Raw genomic sequence first — 25,176 nt, 5'->3', positions numbered from 1 at the left:
AGCCCCGCCATGCCCGAAGCCGTCATCGTCAGCGCCACCCGTTCGCCGATCGGCCGGGCCTTCAAGGGCTCGCTCAAGGAGGTCCGCCCGGACGACCTGACCGCCCACATCATCCAGGCCGCCCTGGCCAAGGTCCCGCAGCTCGACCCGCGCCAGATCGACGACCTGATGCTCGGCTGCGGTCTGCCGGGCGGCGAGCAGGGCCACAACCTGGCCCGCATCGTGGCCGTGCAGATGGGCATGGACTACCTGCCCGGCACCACCATCACCCGCTACTGCTCCTCCTCGCTGCAGACCACCCGGATGGCGCTGCACGCGATCAAGGCCGGCGAGGGCGACGTCTTCGTCTCGGCCGGCGTCGAGACCGTCTCGCGCAGCGTCAAGGGCACCTCGGACGGCATTCCGGGCACCCTGAACCCGCTCTTCGACGACGCGATCGCCCGCACCGCCAAGCGCGCCGAGGAGGGCACGTGGGGGGCGGCGCAAAGCGCCTCGAACGAGGGTGGTGGTGGGCGACGGGCGGGCTGGCACGACCCGCGGGAGGACGGGCTGCTGCCCGACGCCTACATCGCGATGGGGCAGACCGCCGAGAACCTGGCCGCGCTCAAGGGCATCACCCGCGCCGACCAGGACGAGTTCGGCGTCCGCTCGCAGAACCTCGCCGAGGCCGCCATCGAGGCCGGCTTCTGGGAGCGCGAGATCACCCCGGTCACCCTGCCCGACGGCACCGTGGTCAGCACCGACGACGGCCCGCGGGCCGGCGTGACCCTGGAGGGCGTCTCCGGCCTGAAGCCGGTCTTCCGCCCGGACGGCACGGTCACCGCCGGCAACTGCTGCCCGCTGAACGACGGCGCCGCGGCGCTGGTCATCATGTCCGACACCAAGGCCCGCGAGCTGGGCATCACCCCGCTCGCCCGGGTGGTCTCCACCGGTGTCAGCGCCCTCTCCCCCGAGATCATGGGCTACGGCCCGGTCGAGGCCTCCCGGCAGGCGCTCAAGCGGGCCGGCCTGACCATCGACGACATCGACCTGGTCGAGATCAACGAGGCCTTCGCCGCCCAGGTGATCCCCTCCTACCGTGACCTCGGCGTCGACCTGGACAAGCTGAACGTCAACGGCGGCGCGATCGCGGTCGGCCACCCCTTCGGCATGACCGGCGCCCGGATCACCACCACGCTGATCAACTCCCTGCAGTGGCACGACAAGCAGTTCGGTCTGGAGACCATGTGCGTCGGCGGCGGCCAGGGCATGGCGATGGTCGTCGAGCGCCTCAGCTGATCACCGCGGACCGCTCCGAAGGGTCTGGACCACCCGTTTGGAGTGACACAGCGTAATTGAGGGCCGGATCACACCGAGAGGTCGATCCGGCCCTCGAAACCGTCGTTTCCGGCCCGGAAATCGACAGTGCGGAGCGGATCAACTGCACTGCGTAGAACGGTGTTACCTAACAATTTGGGGACAAGAGCGAAAGTCCCGGACGAATTAGACATTCGCCACTGCGGTAACAGCCCCGCATGGGGCAGTGTGGAGACGTAACCCCGTTCCGCTCCTCGCTAGGAGTACGTTCCGTGAGCGCCGTCTACACCATCCTGCTGCTGATCCTGATCACCGTGTCGACCGCCGTCCTGCTCCGCCTCCGGGGGCTCTCCCGGCGGCTGGACGCCCAGGCCCAGGCCGGGCCCGCACCGGTGGACGAGGCCGCGATACGCCGGGCCGTCGCCGAGGCGCTGGCCGCCGACCGCGAGCGGGAGATCACCGAGGCCCGGGCCTTCTGGGCCGAGCAGGAGGCCCGCGCGGCCGAGGACGCCCCACTGTTCGACTCCCCGTTCACCGGGGTCTTCACCGGCACCGACGAGTGGCCTCTGTTCTTCCCCCGCCCCACCGGCCCGCAGGACGCCGCCGACAACTCCGGGACGATGGACCCGGAGTTCGGCGAGGCGCTGCGCTCCGCGCTGGAGGACCTGATCAACGAGGACGGCGCCGGCCCGGCCGGGTCCGGCCCCGAGGGCGGCGCGCCGCTGCGCCCCGGCCACCCGGTCGGCGAGACCGCCAAGGACGCCCGGGCCCGCCGCGAGGCCGACCTGCTGGCCACCGGCCTGGAGGCCGGGCTGCTGGACGCCGAGCCGGCCGTGGAGGAGGCGCCGGTCGCCGCCCCCGACCTGCGCCGCCACCCCTCGCACCCCGACTTCGTGCCGAGCCAGGCACCCTCCCGCGAGTGGACCGACACCCGGCTCGCCGCCCTCGCCGAGCAGGCCGTCGCCCTGATCGACGTCCGCCCGGGCCCGCTGGGCACCCTGGACGTGTACGCCTTCGCCGACGGCACCACGCTGTGCGTGGCCCCGGGCGACCGGGAGGCCGCCTACCGGCTGATCGACGCGGTCCGGGCCGGTGAGCACGTCCGACTGCTCGGCGGCTCGCGCTTCTCCGGGTCGTACTCGCTGACCTTCTCCACCGACGAGGAGGCCGTCTACGTGCTCGCCGACCGGGTGGTCGCCAGCATCTGACGCCGACTCCGCCGCAGCAGGACCGAAGGCCGCCCGGGCCACAGGGGTTACCGACCCGGGCGGCCTTCGGCGTGTCCGGGGCCGGGCGCCGTGGGCTGCGGCCCGTTCGCCGTGGGCTGTGGCCCGTGCGCCGCACCCGGCGTCAGGCGCAGAGCGCGGACGTCCCCCGCACCGCGGCCACCGCCCCGGCCAGCAGTTCGCCGACCGCCACCGACCCGTCCGGCAGCGCCACCCGGGCCCCCTCGGGCAGCGCCGCGAGCGCCGCCGCCAGGTCGTGCCCGGCGACGGCCAGTTGGTCCCCCGCCGCGAACGCGCCCGCGTCCGGGAACTCCCGTGCCGGCCCGCCCTCCGCCGCCAGCGCCAGCGCGGCCAGCCGCCGGGCCAGGTCCAGCGCGGCCGCCGCCCGCGAGGCGTGCCCGGGCACGGCGCCCAGCAGCTTGCTCTGCGGCAGCGAGCGGAAACGATGCGCCAGGGCGTCGACGGCTTCGACCAGGGGCTGTACGTCATGCATGCGGACGAGCCTAAGCGAGAACGCCGCCGGGCCCCGGAGCGAGGTGCTCCGGGGCCCGGCGGCAGTGGTACGGCGAAGGGGGTGGGTCTAGTCGTCGCCGCGCAGGATCGCGATCAGCCGCAGCATCTCCATGTAGATCCAGACCAGCGACAGGGTGAGCCCGAAGGCCGCCCGCCAGGACTCCCGCTGCGGGGCGCCCTGGGCGATGGCCTCCTCGATCGACGCGAAGTCCAGCGACAGGAAGAAGGCGCCGAGGCCGATGCCGATCAGGCCGACCACGATGCCCAGCGGGCCGGAGCGCAGGCCCATGTCGGCGCCGAAGGCCATCGCGATCACGTTGACGAACATCAGCAGCACGAAGCCGAGGGCGATCGCGATGCCGATCCGCTGGTAGCGCGCGGTGACCCGGATCCGACCGCTCTTGTAGGCGAACAGCATCGCCGCGAAGACCGCCGCCGTGCCCAGCACCGCCTGGATCACGATGCCGTTCAGCATGGTGTTGAAGGCGTGCGAGACGGCGCCCATCGCGAAGCCCTGGAGGGCCGCGTAGGTCAGGATCAGCGGCGGGCTGACACTGCGCTTGAAGGAGATCACCAGGCCGACGACCATGGCCACCAGGCTGGCGCCGATCGCGAAGCCGAAGTTCTCGAACGGCAGCGTGAACCAGGCCACCGCGCCCGCGGCCACCAGGGTCAGCAGCGTCATCGCGGTGCGGGCGACCACGTCGTCGAGCGTCATCCGCCCGGTGGCCGTCGGGCCGGCGGACGGCCCGTTGTACATCTGGTAGAGCTGCTCGTCCGTCAGCGGGCCCTGCCCCTGCGGCTGGGCGTAGGGGGTTCCCGCGTAGGGGTTGCCGTACTGGCCCCCGGCCTGCGCGGTGGTACCGAACCCCGCGTAGCCGGACTCGCGGGTGAAGGACCCCTCCCGCGAGAAGACCGGGTTGCTGCTTCTCATTGCTCATTCCCTCCGTGGCGGCACTGCACCGCCCGTGTACCAGGGTAATGGCTTGGCAAAAATTTCGGGATACGCCGCGAGGAGGATCCGGTGAACGACTCCCGGCGGGGACGCCGGAGGCGCCCCCGCGGGTCGATGCGGTGCCCGGAGCCGGACTCGAACCGGCACGGCCTCGCGGCCAAGCAGTTTTAAGCTGCCCGTGTCTGCGTTCCACCATCCGGGCGTCCTGCGAACCACCCCTGAGAGTAGTCGCCCGGATCACTCTTTCGCATGTTCCCAGCCCGGGAAGTTGTCATGTTTCCTTGCCATCTGACGAACAGTTCGCAATTCGGCCACGAAGCACGGTGATTCCGGCCACGGCGTCACCCTCAGGGTTCCGTCATACCGCAGGAGGAGGGTCCCGCACCTCCCGTACGCCCTGCGGTGGTCGGGCCAACCGTCCGGCGGAGCGACGCAGAACCATGATCACGTCACGGAGCATGGAATCACGAATCCGCGAACCCGCAAGGAGCTCCCCGTGACCACGTCGACCGCAACCGCCGTCCGTACCGGCCTGGCGGCCGCCCGCGCCACCGGCCTGAACAAGGTCTACGGGGAGGGGGAGACCCGGGTCGTCGCCCTCGACAACGTCAGCGTCACCTTCCCGCAGGGCGAGTTCACCGCCATCATGGGCCCCTCCGGCTCCGGCAAGTCCACCCTCATGCACTGCATGGCCGGCCTGGACACCGTCTCCTCCGGCTCCACCACCATCGGCGACACCGAACTCGTCGGCCTCAAGGACAAGCAGCTCACCCAGCTGCGCCGCGACCACATCGGCTTCATATTCCAGGCCTTCAACCTGCTCCCCACCCTGACCGCCCTGGAGAACATCACCCTCCCGATGGACATCGCCGGCCGCAAGGCCGACCAGGCCTGGCTCGACCGCGTCGTCGACACCGTCGGCCTCTCCGGCCGCCTCAGCCACCGCCCCTCCCAGCTCTCCGGCGGCCAGCAGCAGCGCGTCGCCTGCGCCCGCGCCCTCGCGAGCAAGCCCGACATCGTCTTCGCCGACGAGCCCACCGGCAACCTCGACTCCCGCTCCGGCGCCGAGATCCTCTCCTTCCTGCGCAACTCCGTGCGCGAACTCGGCCAGACCGTCGTCATGGTCACCCACGACCCCGTCGCCGCCTCCTACGCCGACCGCGTCGTCTTCCTCGCCGACGGCCGCATCGTCGACGAGCTCCACAACCCCACCGCCGACACCGTCCTGGACCGCATGCGCCGCTTCGAGGCCAAGGGCCGCACCAGCTGACACCCGGCCGCCCGCCCGACGCCCTCGAACCTCCCAGGACACCTCATGTATCGCACCGCACTGCGCAACGTGCTGGCCCACAAGGGCCGACTGCTGATGACGGCGCTGGCCGTCATGCTCGGCACGGCGTTCGTCGCCGGCACCATGGTCTTCTCCGACACCATCGGCAAGGCCATGCGGGACAGCAACTCCACGAGCTACTCGGACGTCTCGGTCCAGGTGGTGGACCGCGCGGCCGGCTCCGCGGCCTCCGCCCGGCAGAAGGGCGAGGACGCCTCCGCCCCGCTCACCGACGCCACCGTCCAGCAGCTGGCCGCCCTGCCCGGCGCCGCCGGCGCCCGCGGCGTGGTCAGCGGCTTCACCGGGGTCGCCGACCGCCAGGGCAACCTGATCGGCCAGGTCTGGTCCGCCCGGGGCGTCAACTTCGCACCGGGCCAGGACGGCAAGGACGCCCGCTACCCGATGGCCGAGGGCCAGGGCCCGAAGAACGCCAAGGAGGTCGCCCTCGACCGCAGGACGGCCGACAAGGCGGGCTACAAGGTCGGCGACACCGTCCGGGTGGCCGCCAACGGCCCGGTGATCGAGGCGAAGCTCACCGGCGTCTTCACCACCGACGACCCGGTGGTCAACAGCGGCGGCACCCTCACCCTGTTCGACCGGGCCACCGCCCAGCAGATCCTGCTGGAGCCGGGCCAGTACAGCAGCGTGGTGCTCACCGCCAAGCCCGGCACCTCCGAGGACGCGCTGCTCGCCCAGGTCCAGCCCAAGCTGCCGACCGGCGGCCGGTTCGACGTCGAGACCGGCGCCAAGCTGAAGGCCGACGATCAGGCCATGATCGCCAAGGGCACCGACAACCTGCGCATCGTGCTGCTGGTCTTCGCCGGCATCTCGCTGTTCGTCGGCATCTTCATCATCGCCAACACCTTCACCATGCTGGTCGCCCAGCGCACCAAGGAGCTGGCGCTGCTGCGCGCGATCGGTGCCAGCCGCAAGCAGGTCACCCGGTCGGTGCTGGTCGAGGCGCTGCTGATCGGCGCCGCCTCCGCGGTGGCCGGTCTGCTGGCCGGCATCGGGATCGGCGCCGGCATGCGGTCGCTGATGGGCGCGATGAACGAGAACATGCCGACCGGCTCGCTGGTGATCGCACCGGCCACCATCGTGGTGACCCTGGTGGTCGGCGTCCTGGTGACGGTCCTGTCGGCCCTGCTGCCGGCCGTGCGCGCCGCCCGGATCGCCCCGGTGGCCGCGATGAGCAGCGGCGACCAGCCGGCCAGCCAGAAGAGCCTGATGGTCCGCAACACGATCGGCGCGCTGTTCGCGGCCGGCGGCCTGGCCCTGATCGGCTACGGCGCCTCCACCGGCAACGACTCCGGCCGGCTGCCGGTGGGCGCGGGCGCCTTCCTGGCCCTGATCGGCGTGTTCGTCCTGCTGCCGCTGCTCTCCCGCCCGGTGGTCGCGCTGGCCGGCCCGCTGCTGCGCGGCCTCGGCGGCACGCCCGGCAAGCTCGCCCAGCAGAACGCGGTCCGCAACCCGCGCCGCACCGCGGCCACCGCCGCCGCTCTCACCATCGGCCTGACCCTGGTCAGCGGCCTGACGGTGATCGGCACCTCGGTCGGCGCCACCGTCGACCGGGCCGTCACCAGTTCGATGAAGGCCGACTACATCGTCTCGGTCGCCAACGGCATGAGCCTGTCCCCGCAGGTGTCCGAGCAGATCGCCAAGACCCCGGGCGTGGCGGCCTCCTCCCCGGTGACCACCGCCGCCGGCTGGAAGCTCAACGACACCCGCCAGGAGATCAACGGCCTGAACCCGGACGGCTTCGAGCAGCTCCTCGACGTCAAGCTGACCAGCGGTTCGGCCGCGGCGCTCGGCCAGGGCCAGCTGCTGGTCTCCCAGGACGTCGCCACCAAGTCCGGGGTCGGCACCGGCTCGACGATGACCGTGACCTACCCGGACAAGTCCACCGGCCGGCTCACCGTCGGCGGCGTGTACGAGAAGGGCGGCATGCTCGGCTCGGTCCTGCTGGCCAACAGCGAGATCGCCAAGCACGAGTCGAAGCCGTACACCGCCGACGTCCTGGTCAAGGGCAAGGACGGCGCCACCGCGGGCCTCAAGCAGGCCCTCAAGGACGCCACCGGCGCCAACCCGGTGATCGAGGTGAAGTCCAAGCAGGAGGTCCGGGACGACTTCAGCCAGACCATCACCAACGTGCTGAACATCATGTACGGCATGCTGGCGATGTCCGTGCTGGTCGCGGTCCTGGGCGTGGTCAACACGCTGGCGATGTCGGTCTTCGAGCGCAAGCGCGAGATCGGGATGCTGCGGGCGATCGGCCTGGACCGCCGGGGGATCAAGCGGATGGTCCGGCTGGAGTCGGTGGTGATCTCGCTCTTCGGCGCCGGGATCGGCCTGCTGCTCGGCTGCTTCATCGCCTGGGCGATCAACGGGACGCTGAAGTCCAGCCTGACCGGGCTGACCACCGTCCTGCCGTACGGCCAGCTGGCGCTGTTCCTGGGCCTGGCCGGGCTGGTCGGCCTGGTGGCCGCGATCTGGCCGGCCCGCCGGGCGGCCGGGCTGGACATCCTGTCGAGCATCAAGACCGACTGACGGACCGTTCGTCCGCCGCCGCCCCCGGTCGCACCCGCGGCCGGGGGCGGCGGCGTCCGGAACACAGCGGGAGCCCCTGCCGAAGGATCGGCAGGGGCTCCTCAACTGCTGTACTCCGCCCGGTCGCACGGCCGGCTGAGCACCACGGAGGTCGTGGTCCGGCGACACTGCCGGGCGGAGGGCCTCCGACTCATACCCCGGCGCTCCCACACCGGGGTCCAGTCGCTTACTTGCTGGCGAGCTCCTTGTCGGCGGCCGGCTTGGCGGCCTCGACGGGCTTGGTGGGCGGCGTGACCTCCTGGATCGGAAGCTGCGGGTTCTCCATCTGGGAGAGGCCCACCGCCTCGCGCTTCAGGAACATCGCGAGGGTCCAGTCGGTGAAGACGCGGACCTTGCGGTTGAAGGTCGGGACCATCGCGCCGTGGTACAGGCGGTGGAACCACCAGGCCGGACGGCCCTTCAGCTTGTACTTGCCGAAGAGGATCGCCACGCCCTTGTGCAGGCCGAGACCGGCGACCGCACCCAGGTTCTTGTGCTTGTACTCCTTCTGCGGGAAGCCCCGCATGCCGGAGATCACGTTGTCACCGAGGACGACGGCCTGGCGGCAGGCGTGCTGGGCGTTCGGCGGGCACCAGGCGCCCTCGCCGGCGGCGAGGTCCGGCACCTGGGCGTTGTCGCCGGCCGACCAGACGTAGTCGAAGCCCTGGACCTGGAGGGTCGGAGCGGTGTCGACGTGGCCGCGCGGGCCCAGCGGCAGGCCGAAGTTGGCCAGCACCGGGTTCGGCTTCACGCCGGCCGTCCACACGATGGTGGCGGCGTCCATCTCCATGCCGTTCTTCAGCATGACGTGGCCGTCGATGCAGGAGTCCATCGAGGTCTCGATGTAGACCTCGATCTTCCGCTCCTCCAGCTTCTCCTTGGTCCACAGACCGAGGTCCGGGCCCATCTCGGGGAGGATGCGGTTGGCGGCCTCGACCACGACGAAGCGCATGTCGTCGCGGCTGACCGTCTTGTACAGCTTCGCGGCGTCGCGCGCCATGTCCTCGACCTCGGCGACCGTCTCGATGCCGGCGAAGCCGCCACCGATGACGACGAAGGTCAGGGCCTTGCGGCGGATCTCCGGGTCGGTGGTGGACTCGGCCTTGTCGAGCTGGGCCATGACGTGGTTCCGGAGGCCGATGGCCTCCTCGACCGTCTTCATGCCGATGCCGTTCTCCGCCAGACCCGGGATCGGGAAGGTGCGGGAGACCGAGCCGGTCGCGACGACCAGGTACTCGAAGGGCAGCTCATAGCTGTCGCCGGCCGCCGGCTGGATGGTCGCGACCTTGCGGGCGTGGTCGATGCCGGTGACGGACCCGGTCAGCACCTCCGCCTGCTTGAGGGTCTTGCGCAGCGGCGCGACGAGGTTGCGAGGCGCGACGTTGCCGCCGGCCGCCTCGGGGAGGAAGGGCAGGTACGTCATGTACGACCGCGGGTCCACGACCGTGACGGTCGCTTCGCCGTAGCGCATCTTCTTGAGGATGCGCATCGCGGCATACAGGCCGACGTAACCACCGCCGACAATGAGGATGCGAGGACGCTCCGTGGTGCTCATATCCGAAAGTATCCAGCACCGTCCGGAGCAGCCTTCGTGAGCCCGGTCACAAGTTGCTGGACACCCCGTGCTATACTCCGCGCCCACAAAAACGGCACGGACGCACCGGCTCACGGGCCCCGACGGTCCCTCGTGAACGTGCGCCGGAGCACCACCCGGCTGAGCAGCAACGATCCGTACAGCGCCCGGGTTCCCGCTCGTGATTTCGATTTTCAAACCTCAGCCGAGGCCTGACCTGCGATCCAGCGGGCCGTGCGCCGGGCGGGCCTTCGGTCTCACAATTCGGGCGTAGTGGGCCACGGGGTGCGACGAATGGCCGGATCGCCATGTGAAGAAATTCACGAACTTTCCGCCACGCACCCGGGCGCGCCCCGGCCCCGGCCCCCGGGAAGGGGTACCGGGGCCGGTTAGGTAAGTCCCGGAGCGGCTCAGGAGGCCGTACTCCAGGCGATGCCGTCCAGGATGTCGTGCTCACTCACGACCACCTCGGCGGCGCCGGTGCGGTCCATGATCTCCAGCAGCTCCAGCGCGCCGGCCGCGATCACGTCCACCCGGCCCGGGTGGACCGCCGGGATGGCCGCGCGCTCGGCGTGGGTGGCGGCCAGCAGCTCGGCGGCGATCTCCGCGACCCGCTCGCGGCTGATCCGGGAGTGGTGCACCGTCATCGGGTCGTAGACCGGAAGGCCCAGGGCGATCGCGGACACCGTGGTGACCGTGCCCGCCAGGCCCACCAGGGTGGCCGCGCCGGTCAGCGGGACGGCCTCCTCGGCCTTGTCCAGCTCGGCCCGCACATGCGCCCGGGCCTGCGCGATCTGCTCCGCGGAGGGCAGCTCGGCCCCGCCGAAGTGCCGCTCGGTCAGCCGCACGCAGCCGATGTCCACCGAGCGGGCCGCCTGCACGTCCGCCGCGCCGAGCACGAACTCGGTGGAGCCGCCGCCCAGGTCGAAGACCAGGTAGGGGGCCGGGAACTGCCCGCCGGTCAGCTCCTTGGTGGCGCCGACGAAGGACAGGTGCGCCTCCTCCTCGCCGCTCACCACCTCCGGCTCGACGCCCAGGATGTCCCGCACGCCCTTGACGTACTCGTCGCTGTTCTCGGCGTCCCGGGAGGCGCTGGTGGCGACGAAGCGGGTGCGCTCCGGGCCGACGCCGAAGCCGTCGATGACCTCCCGGTACTCCCGGCAGGCCGCGAAGGTGCGCTCCAGCGCGTCCGGGTGCAGCCGGCCGGTGCGGTCCACGCCCTGGCCCAGCCGGTTGACGATCATCCGGCGGTCGAGGTCGGTGATCTCGCCCGTCTCCGGGTCCAGGTCGGCGACCAGCAGTCGGATCGAGTTGGTGCCGCAGTCGATCGCGGCCACGCGGGTCATGCTCACTCGGACTCCTGCTCCGCTGCGCCGGCGTCCCGGTCCGCGGCCTCGGTGGCGCGCTTCTTGGCGGCCCGCTCGGCGGTCTTCTGCTGCTTGGCCGCGATCACGGCCTCGTGGTCCTGCTCCTTGACCCGGTTGCGCAGGACCCGCTCACCGGCCGCCTCGACCTCGGCCGGGGAGACGCACGGGCCCTTGGCCCACCAGTCCTCCAGCATGCCGATCGCCTCGTCGCCGAGCGGGTTGACGCCCTCGCCGGCCGCCAGCGAGTGGCCGACCAGCACGTGCAGGCACTTCACCCGGTCCGGCATGCCGCCGGCGCTCGGGAAGCCCTCCAGCACCTCGATCGCGTCGCGCCGGGCGATGTAGTCCTCGTGCGCCTTCTGGTAGGCGGCGGCCAGCTCCGGGTCCTCGGCGAGGCGCGCGGTCTGGTCCTTCATCACGCCGTCCGCCTCCAGGGTGCCGATCAGCGAGGCGGCCTTGGGGCAGGTCAGGTAGTACAGCGTCGGGAACGGCGTGCCGTCCGGCAGCCGGGGGGCCGTCTCCACGACGTCCGGGTTGCCGCAGGGGCAGCGGTGCGCCACACCGCGCAGGCCGCGCGGCACCCGGCCGAGCTGGGCGGCGATGGCCGCGACGTCGGCGTCGGAGACGGTGGGGTGGTTCTCAGTGGTCATGGGGGGTGGGGTCTCCAACGGGGGACGGGGGGAGCGGACGGGGGGTGGCGGGGGCCAGCGCGACGGTGTCGGCGGCGTCCACCGAGTCCCAGACGCTGGTGTACCAGGGCTTCGCGGCCTTCGCCTGGCCGCCCGCCGCCTCGGCGGAGGGGGTGGCCGAGCCGGCCGGGGCCGAGGGCTTGGCGGCCGCGCCGGACGGGTCCACCGCGATGTACGGGGTCTCCCCCGGCACCGCGTAGTGCAGCCGGGCGCGGGCCTGCGCCTTGACGTACTCCGGATCCTGCCAGCGGGCCCGGTCCCGGCGCAGCTGCTCGACCTGCTGGCGCGAGTGGTCGGCCTTCGCCCGCTGGGCGGAGATCTCGGCGCGCTGGGAGATGAACTGCCGCGTCGGGTACGCCAGGATCGCGACCAGTGAGCAGAGCACCAGGACGAGGACGGTCGCCCGGCTCGTGAACCGGGGCCGGGCCGCCAAGCCCGGGATCCTCCAGCCAGCCATCTCCCGTTTCCCCTCCTGGTCGCGACGGTGCCCCGCCGGACACCCTACGGGGTGTGCGGCGGGGCACCGGTCAGGCTTGCGCTACCGGGGACCTTCGGCCCCACGGTTTCCGGCCTCGGAGGCTCAGGCCTCGTACTTGAAGCGCGGGAAGGCGCCGCGGCCGGCGTACTCGGCGGCGTCGTCGAGGATCTCCTCGATGCGCAGCAGCTGGTTGTACTTGGCGACGCGCTCGGAGCGGGCCGGGGCACCGGTCTTGATCTGGCCGCAGTTGGTGGCGACGGCCAGGTCGGCGATGGTGACGTCCTCGGTCTCGCCGGAGCGGTGCGACATCATGCAGCGGTAGCCGTTGCGCTGGGCCAGCTCGACGGCGTCCAGGGTCTCCGTCAGCGAGCCGATCTGGTTCACCTTCACCAGCAGGGCGTTGGCGGTGCCGGTCTCGATGCCCTTGGCCAGGCGGGCCGGGTTGGTGACGAACAGGTCGTCGCCGACCAGCTGGACCTTGTCGCCCAGCTTGACGGTCATGGCCTTCCAGCCGTCCCAGTCCGACTCGTCCAGCGGGTCCTCGATGGAGACCAGCGGGTAGGCGGCGACCAGCTCGGCGTAGTACTCGATGAGCTCGGCGGCCGTGAGGGCCTTGCCCTCGAACTGGTAGGCGCCGTCCTGGTAGAACTCGGAGGCGGCGACGTCCAGGGCGAGCGCGATGTCGCGGCCGGGCACGTAACCGGCCTTCTGGATGGCCTCGGTGATGAGGTCCAGGGCCTCGCGGTTGCTGTCCAGGTTCGGCGCGAAGCCGCCCTCGTCACCGAGGCCGGTGGACAGGCCGCGCTCCTTCAGCACGCCCTTGAGGGTGTGGTAGACCTCGACGCCCCAGCGGACGGCCTCGGAGAAGGACTCCGCGCCGATCGGGGCGATCATGAACTCCTGGATGTCGACGTTGGAGTCCGCGTGCGAGCCGCCGTTGAGGATGTTCATCATCGGGACCGGCAGGACGTGGGCGTTCGGGCCGCCCAGGTAGCGGAACAGCGGCAGGTCGCTGGCCTCGGAGGCGGCGTGCGCGACGGCCAGCGAGACGCCCAGGATGGCGTTGGCGCCGAGCGAGGACTTGTCCGGGGTGGCGTCCAGGTCGAGCATGGCCTGGTCGATCAGGCGCTGCTCGGTCGCGTCGTAGCCGACCAGCTCCGGGCCGATCTGCTCGATGACGGCCAGGACGGCCTTCTCCACGCCCTTGCCGAAGTAGCGGTTCTTGTCACCGTCGCGCAGCTCCAGCGCCTCGAAGGCGCCGGTCGAGGCACCCGACGGCACAGCGGCACGACCCGTGCTGCCGTCGTCGAGGCCGACCTCGACCTCGACCGTGGGGTTGCCGCGGGAGTCGAGGATTTCGCGGGCTACGACGACATCGATGGACGGCACGAAGCATCTCCTTGCGGAAGCAGGGTCCGGCCCACGGTGGTGCGGTCGGCCGGATGATTGCGGAGTCGTTACGACCAGAGCCTAACCGCCCGGGCTCCCGGGGCCACCTCGACCTCGGCTCCGTCTCAGCGTGTGGCCCCGCTACCCACCGGTAGTTCACCTGCTCGTCCCAGCCGGTCCGGCCGGAGCGGGCGAATGCGGACGAAGGGGGCCGCGCCGGGCGCGACCCCCTCGGAATGCGTCCGGGGACGGCTCAGCCGAGGTGCAGGACCTGGCCGGGCATGATCAGGTTCGGGTTGCCGCCGACCGTGCCGCGGTTGCCGTCGTAGACCGCCTGCCAGCCGCCGGACACGCCCTGGGCGGCGGCGATGGTCGACAGCGTGTCGCCGGCGCGGACGGTGTAGTCGTGACCGCCCTGGGCGGCGGCCTGCGGGGCCTGCTGCGACTGGGCGGCGGCCTGCGGGGCGTACTGCTGGTAGACGCTCTGGTGGCTGGTCCAGTACCAGGAGCCGCCGTTCTGGTACCAGTACACCTTCGAGTCGGCGTCCCAGCCGGCCTTGCCCGGGAAGCCCTGCAGCTGCGGCTTGGCCAGCTGCGGGGCGGCCGGCTTGGCGTCGTCCTGCTGCGGGGCGGGCTTCGCGGCGGGCTTGGGGGCCTGGGTCTTGGGAGCCTGGGTCTTGGGGGCCTGCTGCTTCGGGGTGGACTGCTGCTGGGCGGACTGCGGCTTGGCGTCCGAGGAGGTGTCCACGGCCGCCGGGGCGCCGCCCTTGCTCAGCCCCGCCTTCTTGGAGCAGACCGGCCAGGCGCCCGGGCCCTGCGAGGCGAGCACCTTCTCGGCGACCGAGATCTGCTGCGCCCGGCTGGCCTGGTTGGCCTGCGCCGCGTACGCGGTGCCGCCGTACGCCTTCCAGGTGCTGGAGGTGAACTGCAGGCCGCCGTAGAAGCCGTTGCCGGTGTTGATGCCCCAGTCGCCGCCGCTCTCGCACTGGGCGACGGAGTCCCAGGCGGAGGCCGGGGCGGCGGACGCGCCGGTGGCGGTGAGGAGCGGCAGCGCGAGTCCGACGCCGGCCACACCCGCGACGGCGATGGCCTTCTCGGCCTGGGTGCGACGACGGTGACGGCCAGATCCAACGAGCAGCATGAAGGGTCCCTCTCCGCACGCCTGCGAGGTGAGCTGTCGGGTTCGGACCGGGAGGTGGCCCGGCCGCCGGGTGCGGGAACGGTCCCGCGTGGGCGGCTTCACCCCGAGCCGTGGGAGAACGGCAACAAACCTGGTTCCCCCGCCCCTGCCCAGGGTTCTGGTCGGTTTCCCGTGGCGCGGCGGGCAGGACTCGGCGTTCCGCGTTCGGGGTCCGCAGCTGCGAACTCCAGGGAGACTAGACAGATCCTCAGATCAATCACAAGCTCATATCGCCGACATCACACAAGAATTACGGCGCGTGTTCGATCGCCTACGGACGGCGGGGCTTTGTCCGGTTTGATGGGTGTTCATACCGTCGCCGAGGGGCCGTTCGCGACCCCGCGTCAGTGTGTCGGAGCCTCCGGACGGGCGTGCGGCGAACGCACTTCCGGACTGAATTCGACCGGAAGTTCACGCAATCCACGCATGATCAGGCCACCGCGCCAGCGCAGGTTCTCCGGGCTTTCGGCCAGGCGCAGATCGGGCAGCCGGGAAAGCAGCGTGGCCAGCGCGGACCGTCCTTCGAGCCGGGCCAGCGGGGCACCGATGCAGTAGTGGATGCCGTGCCCGAAACCCAGGTGGGGATTGTCGGTCCGGGCCAGGTCCAGGGTGTTCTCGTCGGAGAACCGGGCCGGGTCGCGGTCCGCCGCGGCCAGCACCACCAGCACCGGGTCGCCGACCGGGATGTCCACCCCGCCGATGGTCAGCGGCCGGGTCGCGAACCGCCAGGTCGCCAGCTCCACCGGCCCGTCGTAGCGCAGGAGTTCCTCGATCCCGGTCTCCAGCAGCGCGGTCTCGCCGCGGGCCACCGACTCCTGCAGCAGCGCCCGCTGCCCGGGGTTGCGCAGCAGCGCGTACGTCCCGTTGCCGATCAGGTTGACGGTGGTCTCGAACCCGGCGAACAGCAGGATGAAGGCCATCGCCGCGGCCTCGTTCTCGCTCAGGTGCTCGCCGTGGTCGCTCGCCCGGATCAGGCCGGAGATCAGGTCGTCGCCGAGGTCCGCCCGCTTGCGGTGGATCAGCTCCAACAGGTACGCCCGCATCTTCTTCACCGCCCGGCCCACGCCGCCGCGTTGGCCGCCGCCGTGTCGGATCATCATGCCCGCCCAGTCGCGGAAGTCGTCCTGGTCCTCGGCCGGCACGCCCAGCATGTCGCAGATCGCGTAGATGGGGAGCGGGAAGGCGAACTCGTGGATCAGGTCGGCCGATCCGCGCTGCGCGAAGCCGTCGATCAGCCGGTCGGTCAACTGCTGCACCCGCGGCTCGAACTCGGCCACCCGGCGCGGGGTGAACGCCTTCGACACCAGCCGGCGCAGCCGGGTGTGGTCCGGCGGGTCGATGTTCAGCAGGTGGGTCATCAGGTCGGCCTGCCGCTCGCCCGGGATGCCCACCCGGCCGGTGCGGTGCGCCTGCTCGCTGTGGTGCGCCGGGTTCTTCGACAGCCGGCCGTCCGCGAGCGCCTGCCGGGCGTCCGCGTACCTGGTCACCAGCCAGGCCTCCACCCCGCTCGGCAGCGTGGTGCGGTGCACCGGGGCGTGCTCGCGCAGCCAGGCGTAGGCGGGGTACGGGTCGGCGGCGAACTCCCAGGTGAAGAGCTGGGGGTCGGGCTGGGCGGCGGACTGGGCGGCATCGGGCTGAGCTGGCATGGGTCGACCGTAACCGCTGGACCGGCGGCGCCCGGCGACCGGCGGAACGTCACCGGTTCGCGAACCGTTCGTGAGCGGCGCGCGAGCAGTGTGCCAACCCTCCGTGGACGCCCCGTGGACGGTCCGTGGACAGCCCTTGGACAGCTCTTGGCCGGGTGGCAGGCGTGAGCCTGGTCACCTGCGGGGTAATCCCTGTTGCGGAGGGTCAGGACGTGCCTACGATCCTCCGCAGTATGCGTGGGCGCCGGTGCGGTGTCGCCCACAGGGAGGAGCAGGCCATGCGGGTCAGCGGAGCAGTCGTCGTCATCGCGGTACTCGACGGCGGTTCGGGAGCCGACCTCGCCCGTCGGTTCACCGCGGCCGGCGCCGCCGGGATGCTGATCGCCGACCAGCACGTCGGGATCGCGGAGGACCTCGCCGCCGAACTCGACCGGCCGGGCTGCCCCGTGGTGGGCGTCTGCGGCGACATCCGCCGGCCCAGCGACGTCGCCGCCCTGGTCGACACCGCCGAGAAGCACCTCGGGCCGATCGACCTCTTCTGCGTCGCCGGCCCGCGCGGGGAGCGGATCGTCTCCCTCGCCGAGCTGCCCGACCACCTCGACCTGGAGCGGCTCGCCGAACTGGTCGCCCTGGTCGGCGAGGCGATCGGCGAGCTCGTCCCGCCGCAGCGGCAGCCGGTCGGCCGGACCGCCACGGCGGCCTGAGCCGCTCCCGTCCGGCCCGAGCCGGGCCGGCTACTCCGGCTTGAGCCCCTCGGCCGCGCGCACCGCGTCCCGGTAGCCGCGCGCGGCCGAGCGCAGCGCCGCGTCCACATCCACCCCGGCGTCGTGCGCCCGCTGCGCGACGGCCAGCAGCAGCCGGCCCGCCGACTCCCCGGTCAGCTCCGCCGGCAGGACGTACGGCTCGTCCGGCACCCCGGCGAAGCCCGCCCGGCGGACCCGGGACACCAGCTTCGCCGCGTACGCCAGCGCCGGCAGCCCGGCCGGGACGCCGTCCAGGACGGACTCCCGGTCCGCCTTCTCGGCCGCCTTCAGCTGCTCCCAGTTGGCCTCCGCCTCGGCGGCGCCCGCCACCTCGACGTCCCCGAACACGTGCGGGTGCCGGTAGAGCAGCTTCTCGACCATGTCCCCGGCCACGTCGTCGACGGTGAACGGATCGGTCGGGTGCTCCTCGGCGATCCGGGCGTGGAACAGGACCTGGAACAGGACGTCGCCCAACTCCTCGCGCAGCGCGTCCCGGTCCCCCTGCTCGATCGCCTCGACCAGCTCGTAGGCCTCCTCGACCAGGTACTTCACCAGGCTCTCGTGGGTCTGCTCGGCGTCCCACGGGCAGCCGCCGGGCGAGCGCAGCCGGTCCATCACCGAGGCCAGGTCCAGCAGCCGCGCCCCGGGCAGGTCGTACGAGCCCGGCAGCACCTCGATCTCCGGCACCTCCCCGGCGTGCTCCACCGCGAGGCGGGCCAGCGCGTCGGTCAGCCCCGGGTCCCCGTCCGGGCCGCCCAGCCACACCGTCGGCCCCGCCCCGGCCGGCTGCCCGGTCAGCAGCCGCGCCAGTGCCGGCGCCGACCCGGCCGCCACCACCTCGACGGCCACCCCGGCCTGCCGCACGGCCGCCACCTGCGGATGCCCCTCCTCGCCCACCAGCACCCGCCCGGCCGACCGCAGCGCCTCCCAGGCCGGCCACGCCAGCAGCCCGGGGGCCACCCGGTGGGTGGTGGTCAGGAGGATCAGCTTCGCGCCCGGAGGGTTCGTCGGCACAGCGTTCGTCGTCACCCCTCGAACCTACCCGCCCCGGGCGCGCCCGGCCCGTGCCGGTGCCCCGCACGCGAACGGCGGCCACGGGCCGGGCCCGTGGCCGCCGCGGGGCGGGTGCCGGCCGGTGCCGGCGGCCGGCGTTACCTCCTCGACCCCGCCAGGTCGTCGAACATCGCCGACAGGAACTCGGTGCACCAGGTCAGCAGCTCGCGTCCGACCAGCGGCTTGCCGCCGATCCGGCCGGTGCTGGGCCGCGGCACCAGCAACTGCTGGGCCGCCGCCTTGACCTGGCTGCGCGGGTAGAGCCGGTTCAGCCGCAGCTGCTGGGACTCGCGCAGCTCCACCGGGCCGAAGCGGACGTTCGAGCCCTGGAGGGTGATGTCCGCGATCCCGCACCGCCGGGCGTAGAGCCGCAGTGCGGCGACCATCAGCAGGTTCTCCACCGGATCGGGCAGCTTCCCGTAGCGGTCGGTGAGTTCGTCCCGGACCTGCTGGATGTCCTCCTCCGAGTTGACCGCCGCGATCGAACGGTAGGCCTGCAGCCGCAGCCGCTCGCCGGGCGCGTAGTCGTGCGGCACGTGGGCGTCCACCGGCAGCTCGATCTTCACCTCCAGCGGCTCCTCCTCCGGCTCGCCGCCGTTGGCCAGCGACTCGCGGAACTCGGCCACCGCCTCGCCGACCATCCGCATGTAGAGGTCGAAGCCGACGCCCGCGATGTGCCCGGACTGCTCGCCGCCGAGCAGGTTGCCGGCGCCGCGGATCTCCAGGTCCTTCATCGCGACGTACATGCCGGCGCCCATCTCGGTGTGCTGGGCGATGGTGGCCAGGCGCTCGTGCGCGGTCTCGGTGAGCGGCTTCTCCGGCGGGTACAGCATGTACGCGTAGCCGCGCTCGCGGCCGCGCCCGACCCGGCCGCGCAGCTGGTGCAGCTGGGACAGGCCGAAGGTGTCGCCGCGCTCGACGATCAGGGTGTTGGCGTTGGAGATGTCGATGCCGGACTCCACGATCGTGGTCGACACCAGGACGTCGAACTCCTTCTCCCAGAAGTCGACGACGACCTTCTCCAGCTGGGTCTCCCCCATCTGCCCGTGCGCGGTGGCGATCCTCGCCTCGGGCACCAGGTCCTTCAGCCGGGCGGCCGCCTTGTCGATCGACTCCACCCGGTTGTGGATGTAGAACACCTGGCCCTCGCGCAGGAGTTCACGCCGGATCGCGGCCGAGATCTGCTTCTCGTCGTACGGTCCGACGAAGGTCAGCACCGGGTGCCGCTCCTCCGGCGGGGTGGTGATGGTGGACATCTCGCGGATACCGGTGACCGCCATCTCCAGGGTGCGCGGGATCGGCGTCGCGGACATGGTGAGCACGTCCACGTTGGCCCGCAGCTTCTTCAGCTGCTCCTTGTGCTCGACGCCGAAGCGCTGCTCCTCGTCGACGATGACCAGGCCGAGGTCCTTGAACCTGGTCTCGGAGGAGAACAGCCGGTGGGTGCCGATGACGACGTCCACCGAGCCCTCGAACAGCCCCTCCAGCACGGCCTTGGCCTCGCTGTCGGTCTGGAACCGGGACAGCGCCTTCACGTTGACCGGGAAGTTGGCGTAGCGCTCGGCGAAGGTCGAGAAGTGCTGCTGCACCAGCAGCGTGGTCGGCACCAGCACGGCGACCTGCTTGCCGTCCTGCACTGCCTTGAACGCGGCCCGCACGGCGATCTCGGTCTTGCCGTAGCCGACGTCGCCGCAGATCAGCCGGTCCATCGGGACGGACTTCTCCATGTCCGACTTGACCTCGGCGATGGTGGTCAGCTGGTCCGGCGTCTCCGCGTACGGGAAGGCGTCCTCCAGCTCGCGCTGCCACGGGGTGTCCGGGCCGAAGGTGTGCCCGGGCGCGGCCATCCGGGCCGAGTAGAGCTTGATCAGGTCGGCGGCGATCTCCTTGACCGCCTTCTTGGCCCGCTGCTTGGTCTTGGCCCAGTCCGCGCCGCCGAGCCGGTGCAGGGTCGGGGCCTCGCCGCCGACGTACTTGGTGACCTGGTCCAGCTGGTCGGTCGGCACGAACAGCCGGTCGCCGGGGTGGCCGCGCTTGGCGGGGGCGTACTCCAGCACCAGGTACTCGCGGGTGGCGCCCTGGACGGTGCGCTGCACCATCTCGACGTACCGGCCGACGCCGTGCGCCTCGTGCACCACGAAGTCGCCGGCCGCCAGGGCCAGCGGGTCGATCGCGTTGCGGCGCCGGGACGGCATCCGGCGCATGTCCTTGGTGGAGGACTTCTGGCCGGAGAGGTCGGTCTCGGTGATCACGGTGAGCTTCAGCCGCTCGTCCACGAAGCCGTGCTCGATCGAGCCGCAGGAGACGTGGACGACGTCCCGGGTGGGCGCCTCGGCGAGGTCGGCGACCAGCCGGGCCGGGATGCCCTCGTTGCCGAGCACCTCGGCCAGCCGGGAGGCCGGGCCGTGGCCCTCCGTCACCATGACGACCCGCCAGTCCGCCGCCAGCCGCTCCTCGGCGTCGGCGATCGCCCGGGCGGTGTCGCCCCGGTACGCCTCGACGGCGTGCATGCCGAGGGTCAGCGTGTTGGCGTCGAACTCCAGGATGCCGTCGACCGTCGACTCGCTGGTCGCGAACGGGCTGACCGACCACCAGGGCAGCCCGATCTCGTCGGCGTGCTCGCGCACCTCGGCGAGCGAGCGCAGCGAGGCGGCGGAGACGTCGATGGCCTCCAGGTCGATCGGGCGGTCGCCGCCGGCGGCCGCGGCGACCCAGGAGGCGTGCAGGAACTCCTGGCTGGTCGCCACCAGGTCGGCGGCCCGGGTCCGCACCCGCTCCGGGTCGCAGACCACCGCGACCGAGCCGAGCGGCAGCACGTCCATCAGCAGTTCCATGTCGTCCACCAGCACCGGTGCCAGCGACTCCATGCCCTCGACCGCGATGCCCTCGGCGATCCGGTCCAGGATCTCGGCCAACCCGGGCTGCTCGGCGGCCAGTTCGGCGGCCCGGGCGCGCACCTCGTCGGTCAGCAGCAGCTCCCGGCAGGGCGGCGCCCACAGGCCGTGCTCGGCGATCTCCAGCGAACGCTGGTCGGCCACCTTGAAGTAGCGGATCTCCTCGACCTCGTCGCCCCAGAACTCCACCCGCAGCGGGTGCTCCTCGGTCGGCGGGAAGACGTCCAGGATGCCGCCGCGGACGGCGAACTCGCCGCGCTTCTCGACCAGTTCGACCCGCGCGTAGGCGGCCGCGGCGAGCCGGCGGGCCACCTCCTCCAGATCGTGCGACTCCCCGCGCCGAACGGCCACCGGCTCCAGCTCGGCCAGCCCCTTGACCTGCGGCTGGAGCACCGAACGGACCGGGGCGACGATCACCTGCACCGGCCCGGCCGCCGGGTCGTCCGCCCGCGGGTGCACGATCCGGCGCAGCACGGCCAGCCGACGGCCGACGGTGTCCGACCGGGGCGACAGCCGCTCGTGCGGCAGGGTCTCCCAGGCCGGGTACTCGGCGACCGCGTCGGGGGGCAGCAGCGAGCGCAGCGAGGCGGCCAGGTCCTCGGCCTCCCGCCCGGTCGCGGTGACGGCCAGCACCGGGCGGCCCCGGTCGCCGGCGGCCTGCCCGGCCAGCGCGCGGGCCAGCGCGGCGATCGCGAACGGCCGGGCGGCGGGCGGCCCGACCAGGTCCAGGTGGCGGCGGCCGCCGGCCGCGGCTCCGGTGGCGGTGGCCGCCTCGATCGCCTCGGCGAGCGCCGCGTCCCGCGCGACGACATCGAGCAGTCCGGTCAGGCTCATCTGAGGTCTCTTCTTCGTCCCGTGACTGATGCTGCCTCCGGGCGGCGGAAAGCCCGCCGGGGCAACGCGAACGGCCCGGCACGCCGAGCGGCCGGGGGTCTCCAGCCTACGCCGCGGCACGGACAGCCACGCGGCGTACGGGCCGGGCGGCACCGCGCCGCCGGGGCGGTGGACCGCACGGGGACGAACCGGCGCCCCCACCCGCCGTGCTGTCAGGGACACGACCGCAGACGAACCACTGGACGGAACGCCGGACCGACCGGTGGACGAACCAGCCGGAACACCGCCCCGACCGGACTTCACCATCTGCCACGAACTGGACATACTCCTGTCACTGGCCGTCCATGGAGATCGCGCACCATGGTGAATGTGCCCGCCGCACCCAACCGTGGGGGATGGCTGTGGCGGCACTGTCGCACCCCCGATGGGGGTCGGAGGTGCGAGGCCGGGCGACCCTGGGTGGGGGCGCCCGCCCAAGCGCCGGGAACCGTGGCGCCCTTTCCTGGAGGGCGCCACGGGTCTCGGCCTCATGCGTTCACGGGCCCTTCCGGCCCGTCCCCGCCCGGCGCCGCGGCGCGAAAAGGCCCTGACCGCCTCCCAGGGGGCGGTCAGGGCCTTCGAACGCGCGGGCGGCTAGCGGCGGCGGTAGGCCACCGTGTTGGGCGGCTCGTAGCCGGCGCCGTCGTCCACGATGATGATCTTCGGAATGATCCGGGTCTCCTCGGCGCCGGGCGCGCCGACCCCCGGCGCCGCCCCGTCCCGCGCGGACGACACGGGCGGCGCGGACGACACGGGCGGCGCGGGCGCCACCGGCGGCGCGGGCGGCTTCGGCGGCGCCGCGGCCGGGGTGCCCGGGGTGACCGGGCCGGTCACCACCGGACCGGCGGCGGCCTTGGACAGCGCCACCGCACCGCCGACCACGGGCTGCCGCAGGACGCCCGTCGACTTCTCCGGCCCGCCGACGGCCCCGGCGGCGCTCCTCGCACCGGCCGCGGCGCCGGCCGTCGCCGAGTCCTCGCCCAGGTCCGGCAGCGGGATCTCCCCGGTGTCCGCCTCCGAGTCCACCGGCGCCACGTCGGCCGCCGACACCCCGGCCACCGGCACGTCGTCCACCACCGCGGCCGCCGCGGCAGCCGCGGCCACGAGCTTCTCGGGCTCCAGCTGCCCGACCGCCGCCCCGGTGAGCGAGGCCAGGGTCGCCTTGATGTGGTCCAGGTGCTGCTGCACCGTCTCCAGCCGGGCGTCGAAGGCGCGCTGCTCGCGCTCGCTCTCCGCGTTGATCTTCTCGGCCTCCCGGCGGGCCTGCTCGATCACCTGGTCGGCCTTGGCCTGGGCGTCGGTCTCCAGCTGCTTGATCCGGCCCAGCACACCCTCCCGGTGCTGCTCGGCCTCCTTGACCCGGCGCTCGGCGGTCGCGGAGACCTCGGCGTCCTCGGCGTCGGCCGCGGCCTGGGCCTCGGCGAAGGTCTCGTCGGCCTTGCGCCGCTTGGCGGCCAGCTCGGCCTCGGCCTGCTCGCTGGCCTCGGCGGCGGCCACCCGCACCTTGGCGGCGTAGGCGGTGGCGCCGTCCCGGGCGGTCCGGCTCTCCCGGTCGGCCTCGGCGCGGAGCCCCTCGGCCTCGGCGCGGGTGCGCTCGTCGGTGCGGCGGGCGGCCGCGTCGGCCTCGGAGCGGGTGGTGGCGCCGTACTCCTTGGCGGCCTTGTCCGCCTCCTGCCCGGCCTCGTACACCTCGTCCCGGAGGTCCTCGGCGAAGCGCTCGGCCTTCTCCTTCACCGCGCGGGCCTCGTTCTGCGCCATCACGGCCAGCCCGGCGGCCTGCTCGCTGAGCACCTGGTAGTCGGGCTCCGGGGCCTCGTCGGCGGCGCGGCGGATGACCTCCAGCCGGGTCTCCATCTGCCGGATCCCGGCTCCCAGGACGCTCAGCCGTTCCCAGGCCTCGTCGCGTTGCGCGGTCAGGGCGACCAGCGCCCGGTCGACCTGCTCGGGCGCGTAGCCGCGCCGGGCCTGGGTGAAGCCGTACTGGGGGACGGCGTCGCTCATGGGCTCTTCCCCTCGTTTCGCGGGCTGCGGAGCCCATGATCGGACGGAACGGCCGGATCCGGAACCGGTTCGGTGGCCGGGGCCGGATTCGGTCGTCCTGTGGACCGGAATACGTCGAGGACCGGACGAGTAGACCCATCCTCTTGACCTATTTTGCGCAGATCCGGACGAAACCCCAACGAGGCACAGCTTCCGGGACATGCCGGAGGGGTCGTTCCGGACACCGGGAACGACCCCTCCACCTGCGAGGATCCGCGACGGTCCGCTACAGCAGACCGTCCCAGAACTGCTCCAGCAGCACGGCCCACCAAGTGTCCGTGGTCTGCAGGGCCGCCGGGTCGATCGCGGCGAGCTGGGCCTGGAAGTCGGTCGTCCAGCGACCGGCCTGCTCCGGGGTCAGCCCGTACCGGAGCCGCCACATCCGGCCCAGCAGGGCCAGCGCGCGGACGAACTCCGGTACACCCGTGTTGACGAAGCGGGGCGGCTGGCCGGTTCCGTCGACGTCCACGGCGACCACGTTCGCGGTGCCGTACTGGACGCACAGCTGACGGCCGTAGTCGTTGCCGAGCACCAGGTAGCCGCCGAAGTCCGGGCCCGCGGGCAGGCCGCGCTCGGCGGCCAGCTCGGCGAGCGTCGGGATCGGCCGGCCCTCCTGCGCCTGGGCCCAGAAGAACGGCCCGAAGTCGCGCGGCAGCCCGGCCCACATCAGGGTCTGGGACACCGGCTCGGGCACGCCCTGGCGGGAGACCGCGCGCTGCTCGTAGCGGAACAGGTTCTGCCCGAAGGCCGTCCCGAGCTCCTGGGCGAGCTGCTGGGGCGGCAGCGGGGGCAGCGGCTGGACCGTGCCCGGCGCGGGCAGCGGGGCCCGGAACGGGCGGACCCGCTGGGCGCCGGCGGCCTGCTGGTGCAGCTCGTCCAGGTGGTCGAGCAGCTCGGCCATCCCGGCCTGCCGGGAGGCGTGGTCGCGGCCGTACGGGGCGGTGTGGGTCAGCCGCACGTTCGGCCAGGAGGCCGCGATCATGCGGTTGCAGTAGCCGCCGGGCAGGTCGCAGGACTCCAGCTCGGTGTAGAGCTCCAGCACCTGCTCCGGGGGCACGTTCAGCCGGCGCAGGTCCTGGAGGATCTTCCACTCCGGGTGCGGGGTGCCGGGCTCGCTGCGGTGCAGCAGCTTCTGCTCCGAGCCGTCCGGGCCCCGGTAGCTGAGCGCGGCGAAGTAGCCCGGGCCGACCGCGGGCACCCCGGGCGGCACCGGCGCGCCCGGCGGCGGACCGGTGACCTGGACCGGCGGGACCACACCGGGCGCCCGGCCGATACTGGACGCCCAGCGGGCGATCGGCTACCTGATCAGGGTCGGCCAGCAGGTGCACACCAAGCTCTGGTCGGA

17 protein-coding genes, 1 tRNA gene, 1 pseudogene and 1 riboswitch are annotated in these 25,176 nt (G+C 72.6%); of the genes and pseudogenes, 5 read left to right on the top strand and 14 right to left on the bottom strand.

Annotated features, from left to right (window positions below; all coding sequences use genetic code 11):
- Positions 1 to 9: 9 nt before the first annotated feature.
- Positions 10 to 1,278 carry an acetyl-CoA C-acetyltransferase gene (locus ABTZ03_RS23615; RefSeq protein WP_350515038.1) on the top strand — a complete coding sequence of 423 codons (1,269 nt, stop codon included), beginning with the start codon at positions 10 to 12 and terminating at the stop codon, positions 1,276 to 1,278.
- Between the two features lie 290 nt (positions 1,279 to 1,568).
- The gene (locus ABTZ03_RS23610; protein ID WP_350515037.1) at positions 1,569 to 2,504 is read left to right on the top strand and encodes a hypothetical protein; all 936 of its coding nucleotides are present in this window, start codon (positions 1,569 to 1,571) and stop codon (positions 2,502 to 2,504) included.
- A gap of 142 nt (positions 2,505 to 2,646) precedes the next feature.
- Here ABTZ03_RS23610 and ABTZ03_RS23605 read toward each other — a convergent pair whose 3' ends face one another.
- From ABTZ03_RS23605 to ABTZ03_RS23595, 3 genes are all read right to left on the bottom strand, one after another.
- Positions 2,647 to 3,015, bottom strand: coding sequence for a hypothetical protein (locus tag ABTZ03_RS23605; protein WP_350515036.1), 369 nt, complete (start codon positions 3,013 to 3,015; stop codon positions 2,647 to 2,649).
- A gap of 87 nt (positions 3,016 to 3,102) precedes the next feature.
- A complete protein-coding gene (locus ABTZ03_RS23600) occupies positions 3,103 to 3,969 on the bottom strand; it encodes a Bax inhibitor-1/YccA family protein (RefSeq protein WP_350515035.1) in 867 nt (288 codons plus the stop codon).
- A gap of 141 nt (positions 3,970 to 4,110) precedes the next feature.
- Positions 4,111 to 4,192, bottom strand: a tRNA-Leu gene (locus ABTZ03_RS23595).
- 294 nt (positions 4,193 to 4,486) lie between these two features.
- Between ABTZ03_RS23595 and ABTZ03_RS23590 the strand changes: the two genes are divergently transcribed.
- Positions 4,487 to 5,260 (top strand): ABC transporter ATP-binding protein, encoded by a 774-nt coding sequence (locus ABTZ03_RS23590; RefSeq protein ID WP_350515034.1) that lies wholly within the window; start codon positions 4,487 to 4,489, stop codon positions 5,258 to 5,260.
- 45 nt (positions 5,261 to 5,305) lie between these two features.
- A complete protein-coding gene (locus tag ABTZ03_RS23585; RefSeq protein ID WP_350515033.1) occupies positions 5,306 to 7,867 on the top strand; it encodes an ABC transporter permease in 2,562 nt (853 codons plus the stop codon).
- Positions 7,868 to 8,093: 226 nt separating this feature from the next.
- On the opposite strand, the gene ABTZ03_RS23580 is transcribed toward ABTZ03_RS23585, so the two are convergent.
- The 7 genes and pseudogenes from ABTZ03_RS23580 to ABTZ03_RS23550 form a co-directional block, all read right to left on the bottom strand.
- Positions 8,094 to 9,461 (bottom strand): NAD(P)/FAD-dependent oxidoreductase, encoded by a 1,368-nt coding sequence (locus ABTZ03_RS23580; protein ID WP_350515032.1) that lies wholly within the window; start codon positions 9,459 to 9,461, stop codon positions 8,094 to 8,096.
- A gap of 428 nt (positions 9,462 to 9,889) precedes the next feature.
- Positions 9,890 to 10,825, bottom strand: a complete 936-nt coding sequence (locus ABTZ03_RS23575; protein ID WP_350515109.1) for a Ppx/GppA phosphatase family protein — start codon at positions 10,823 to 10,825, stop codon at positions 9,890 to 9,892.
- Between the two features lie 149 nt (positions 10,826 to 10,974).
- Positions 10,975 to 11,514, bottom strand: a pseudogene (locus ABTZ03_RS23570) (DUF501 domain-containing protein); the annotation flags it as partial.
- Positions 11,486 to 11,992, bottom strand: a complete 507-nt coding sequence (locus ABTZ03_RS23565) for an FtsB family cell division protein (protein WP_350515031.1) — start codon at positions 11,990 to 11,992, stop codon at positions 11,486 to 11,488. The gene ABTZ03_RS23565 and the pseudogene ABTZ03_RS23570, both read right to left, overlap by 29 nt.
- A gap of 123 nt (positions 11,993 to 12,115) precedes the next feature.
- Positions 12,116 to 13,402: a phosphopyruvate hydratase gene (gene eno, locus ABTZ03_RS23560; RefSeq protein WP_350515030.1), complete on the bottom strand. Its 1,287-nt coding sequence runs from the start codon at positions 13,400 to 13,402 to the stop codon at positions 12,116 to 12,118.
- Positions 13,403 to 13,655: 253 nt separating this feature from the next.
- On the bottom strand, positions 13,656 to 14,543 hold the full coding sequence (locus tag ABTZ03_RS23555) for a transglycosylase family protein (RefSeq protein WP_350515029.1): 888 nt from the start codon (positions 14,541 to 14,543) through the stop codon (positions 13,656 to 13,658).
- A gap of 4 nt (positions 14,544 to 14,547) precedes the next feature.
- A riboswitch (cyclic di-AMP (ydaO/yuaA leader) is annotated at positions 14,548 to 14,716 on the bottom strand.
- A gap of 210 nt (positions 14,717 to 14,926) precedes the next feature.
- Positions 14,927 to 16,228, bottom strand: a complete 1,302-nt coding sequence (locus tag ABTZ03_RS23550; protein ID WP_350515028.1) for a cytochrome P450 family protein — start codon at positions 16,226 to 16,228, stop codon at positions 14,927 to 14,929.
- A gap of 278 nt (positions 16,229 to 16,506) precedes the next feature.
- On the opposite strand from ABTZ03_RS23550, the gene ABTZ03_RS23545 reads away from it, so the two are divergent.
- Positions 16,507 to 16,932 (top strand): SDR family NAD(P)-dependent oxidoreductase, encoded by a 426-nt coding sequence (locus tag ABTZ03_RS23545; RefSeq protein ID WP_350515027.1) that lies wholly within the window; start codon positions 16,507 to 16,509, stop codon positions 16,930 to 16,932.
- A gap of 30 nt (positions 16,933 to 16,962) precedes the next feature.
- On the opposite strand, the gene ABTZ03_RS23540 is transcribed toward ABTZ03_RS23545, so the two are convergent.
- From ABTZ03_RS23540 to ABTZ03_RS23525, 4 genes are all read right to left on the bottom strand, one after another.
- Complete coding sequence (locus tag ABTZ03_RS23540; protein ID WP_350515026.1) at positions 16,963 to 18,000, bottom strand: nucleoside triphosphate pyrophosphohydrolase; 1,038 nt, start codon at positions 17,998 to 18,000, stop codon at positions 16,963 to 16,965.
- 122 nt (positions 18,001 to 18,122) lie between these two features.
- Entirely contained in the window at positions 18,123 to 21,752 is a 3,630-nt protein-coding gene (gene mfd / locus ABTZ03_RS23535; protein WP_350515025.1) for a transcription-repair coupling factor, read from the bottom strand.
- A gap of 633 nt (positions 21,753 to 22,385) precedes the next feature.
- A complete protein-coding gene (locus ABTZ03_RS23530) occupies positions 22,386 to 23,792 on the bottom strand; it encodes a DUF4047 domain-containing protein (protein WP_350515024.1) in 1,407 nt (468 codons plus the stop codon).
- Positions 23,793 to 24,057: 265 nt separating this feature from the next.
- Complete coding sequence (locus tag ABTZ03_RS23525) at positions 24,058 to 25,029, bottom strand: SUKH-4 family immunity protein (protein ID WP_350515023.1); 972 nt, start codon at positions 25,027 to 25,029, stop codon at positions 24,058 to 24,060.
- Between the last annotated feature and the right edge of the window lie 147 nt (positions 25,030 to 25,176).

The organism is Kitasatospora sp. NPDC096077 (genome assembly GCF_040303245.1).
Taxonomy (GTDB): domain Bacteria; phylum Actinomycetota; class Actinomycetes; order Streptomycetales; family Streptomycetaceae; genus Kitasatospora.
The sequence above is the reverse complement of the archived record's forward strand: the minus strand, read 5'-3'. Positions and strand labels throughout refer to the sequence as shown.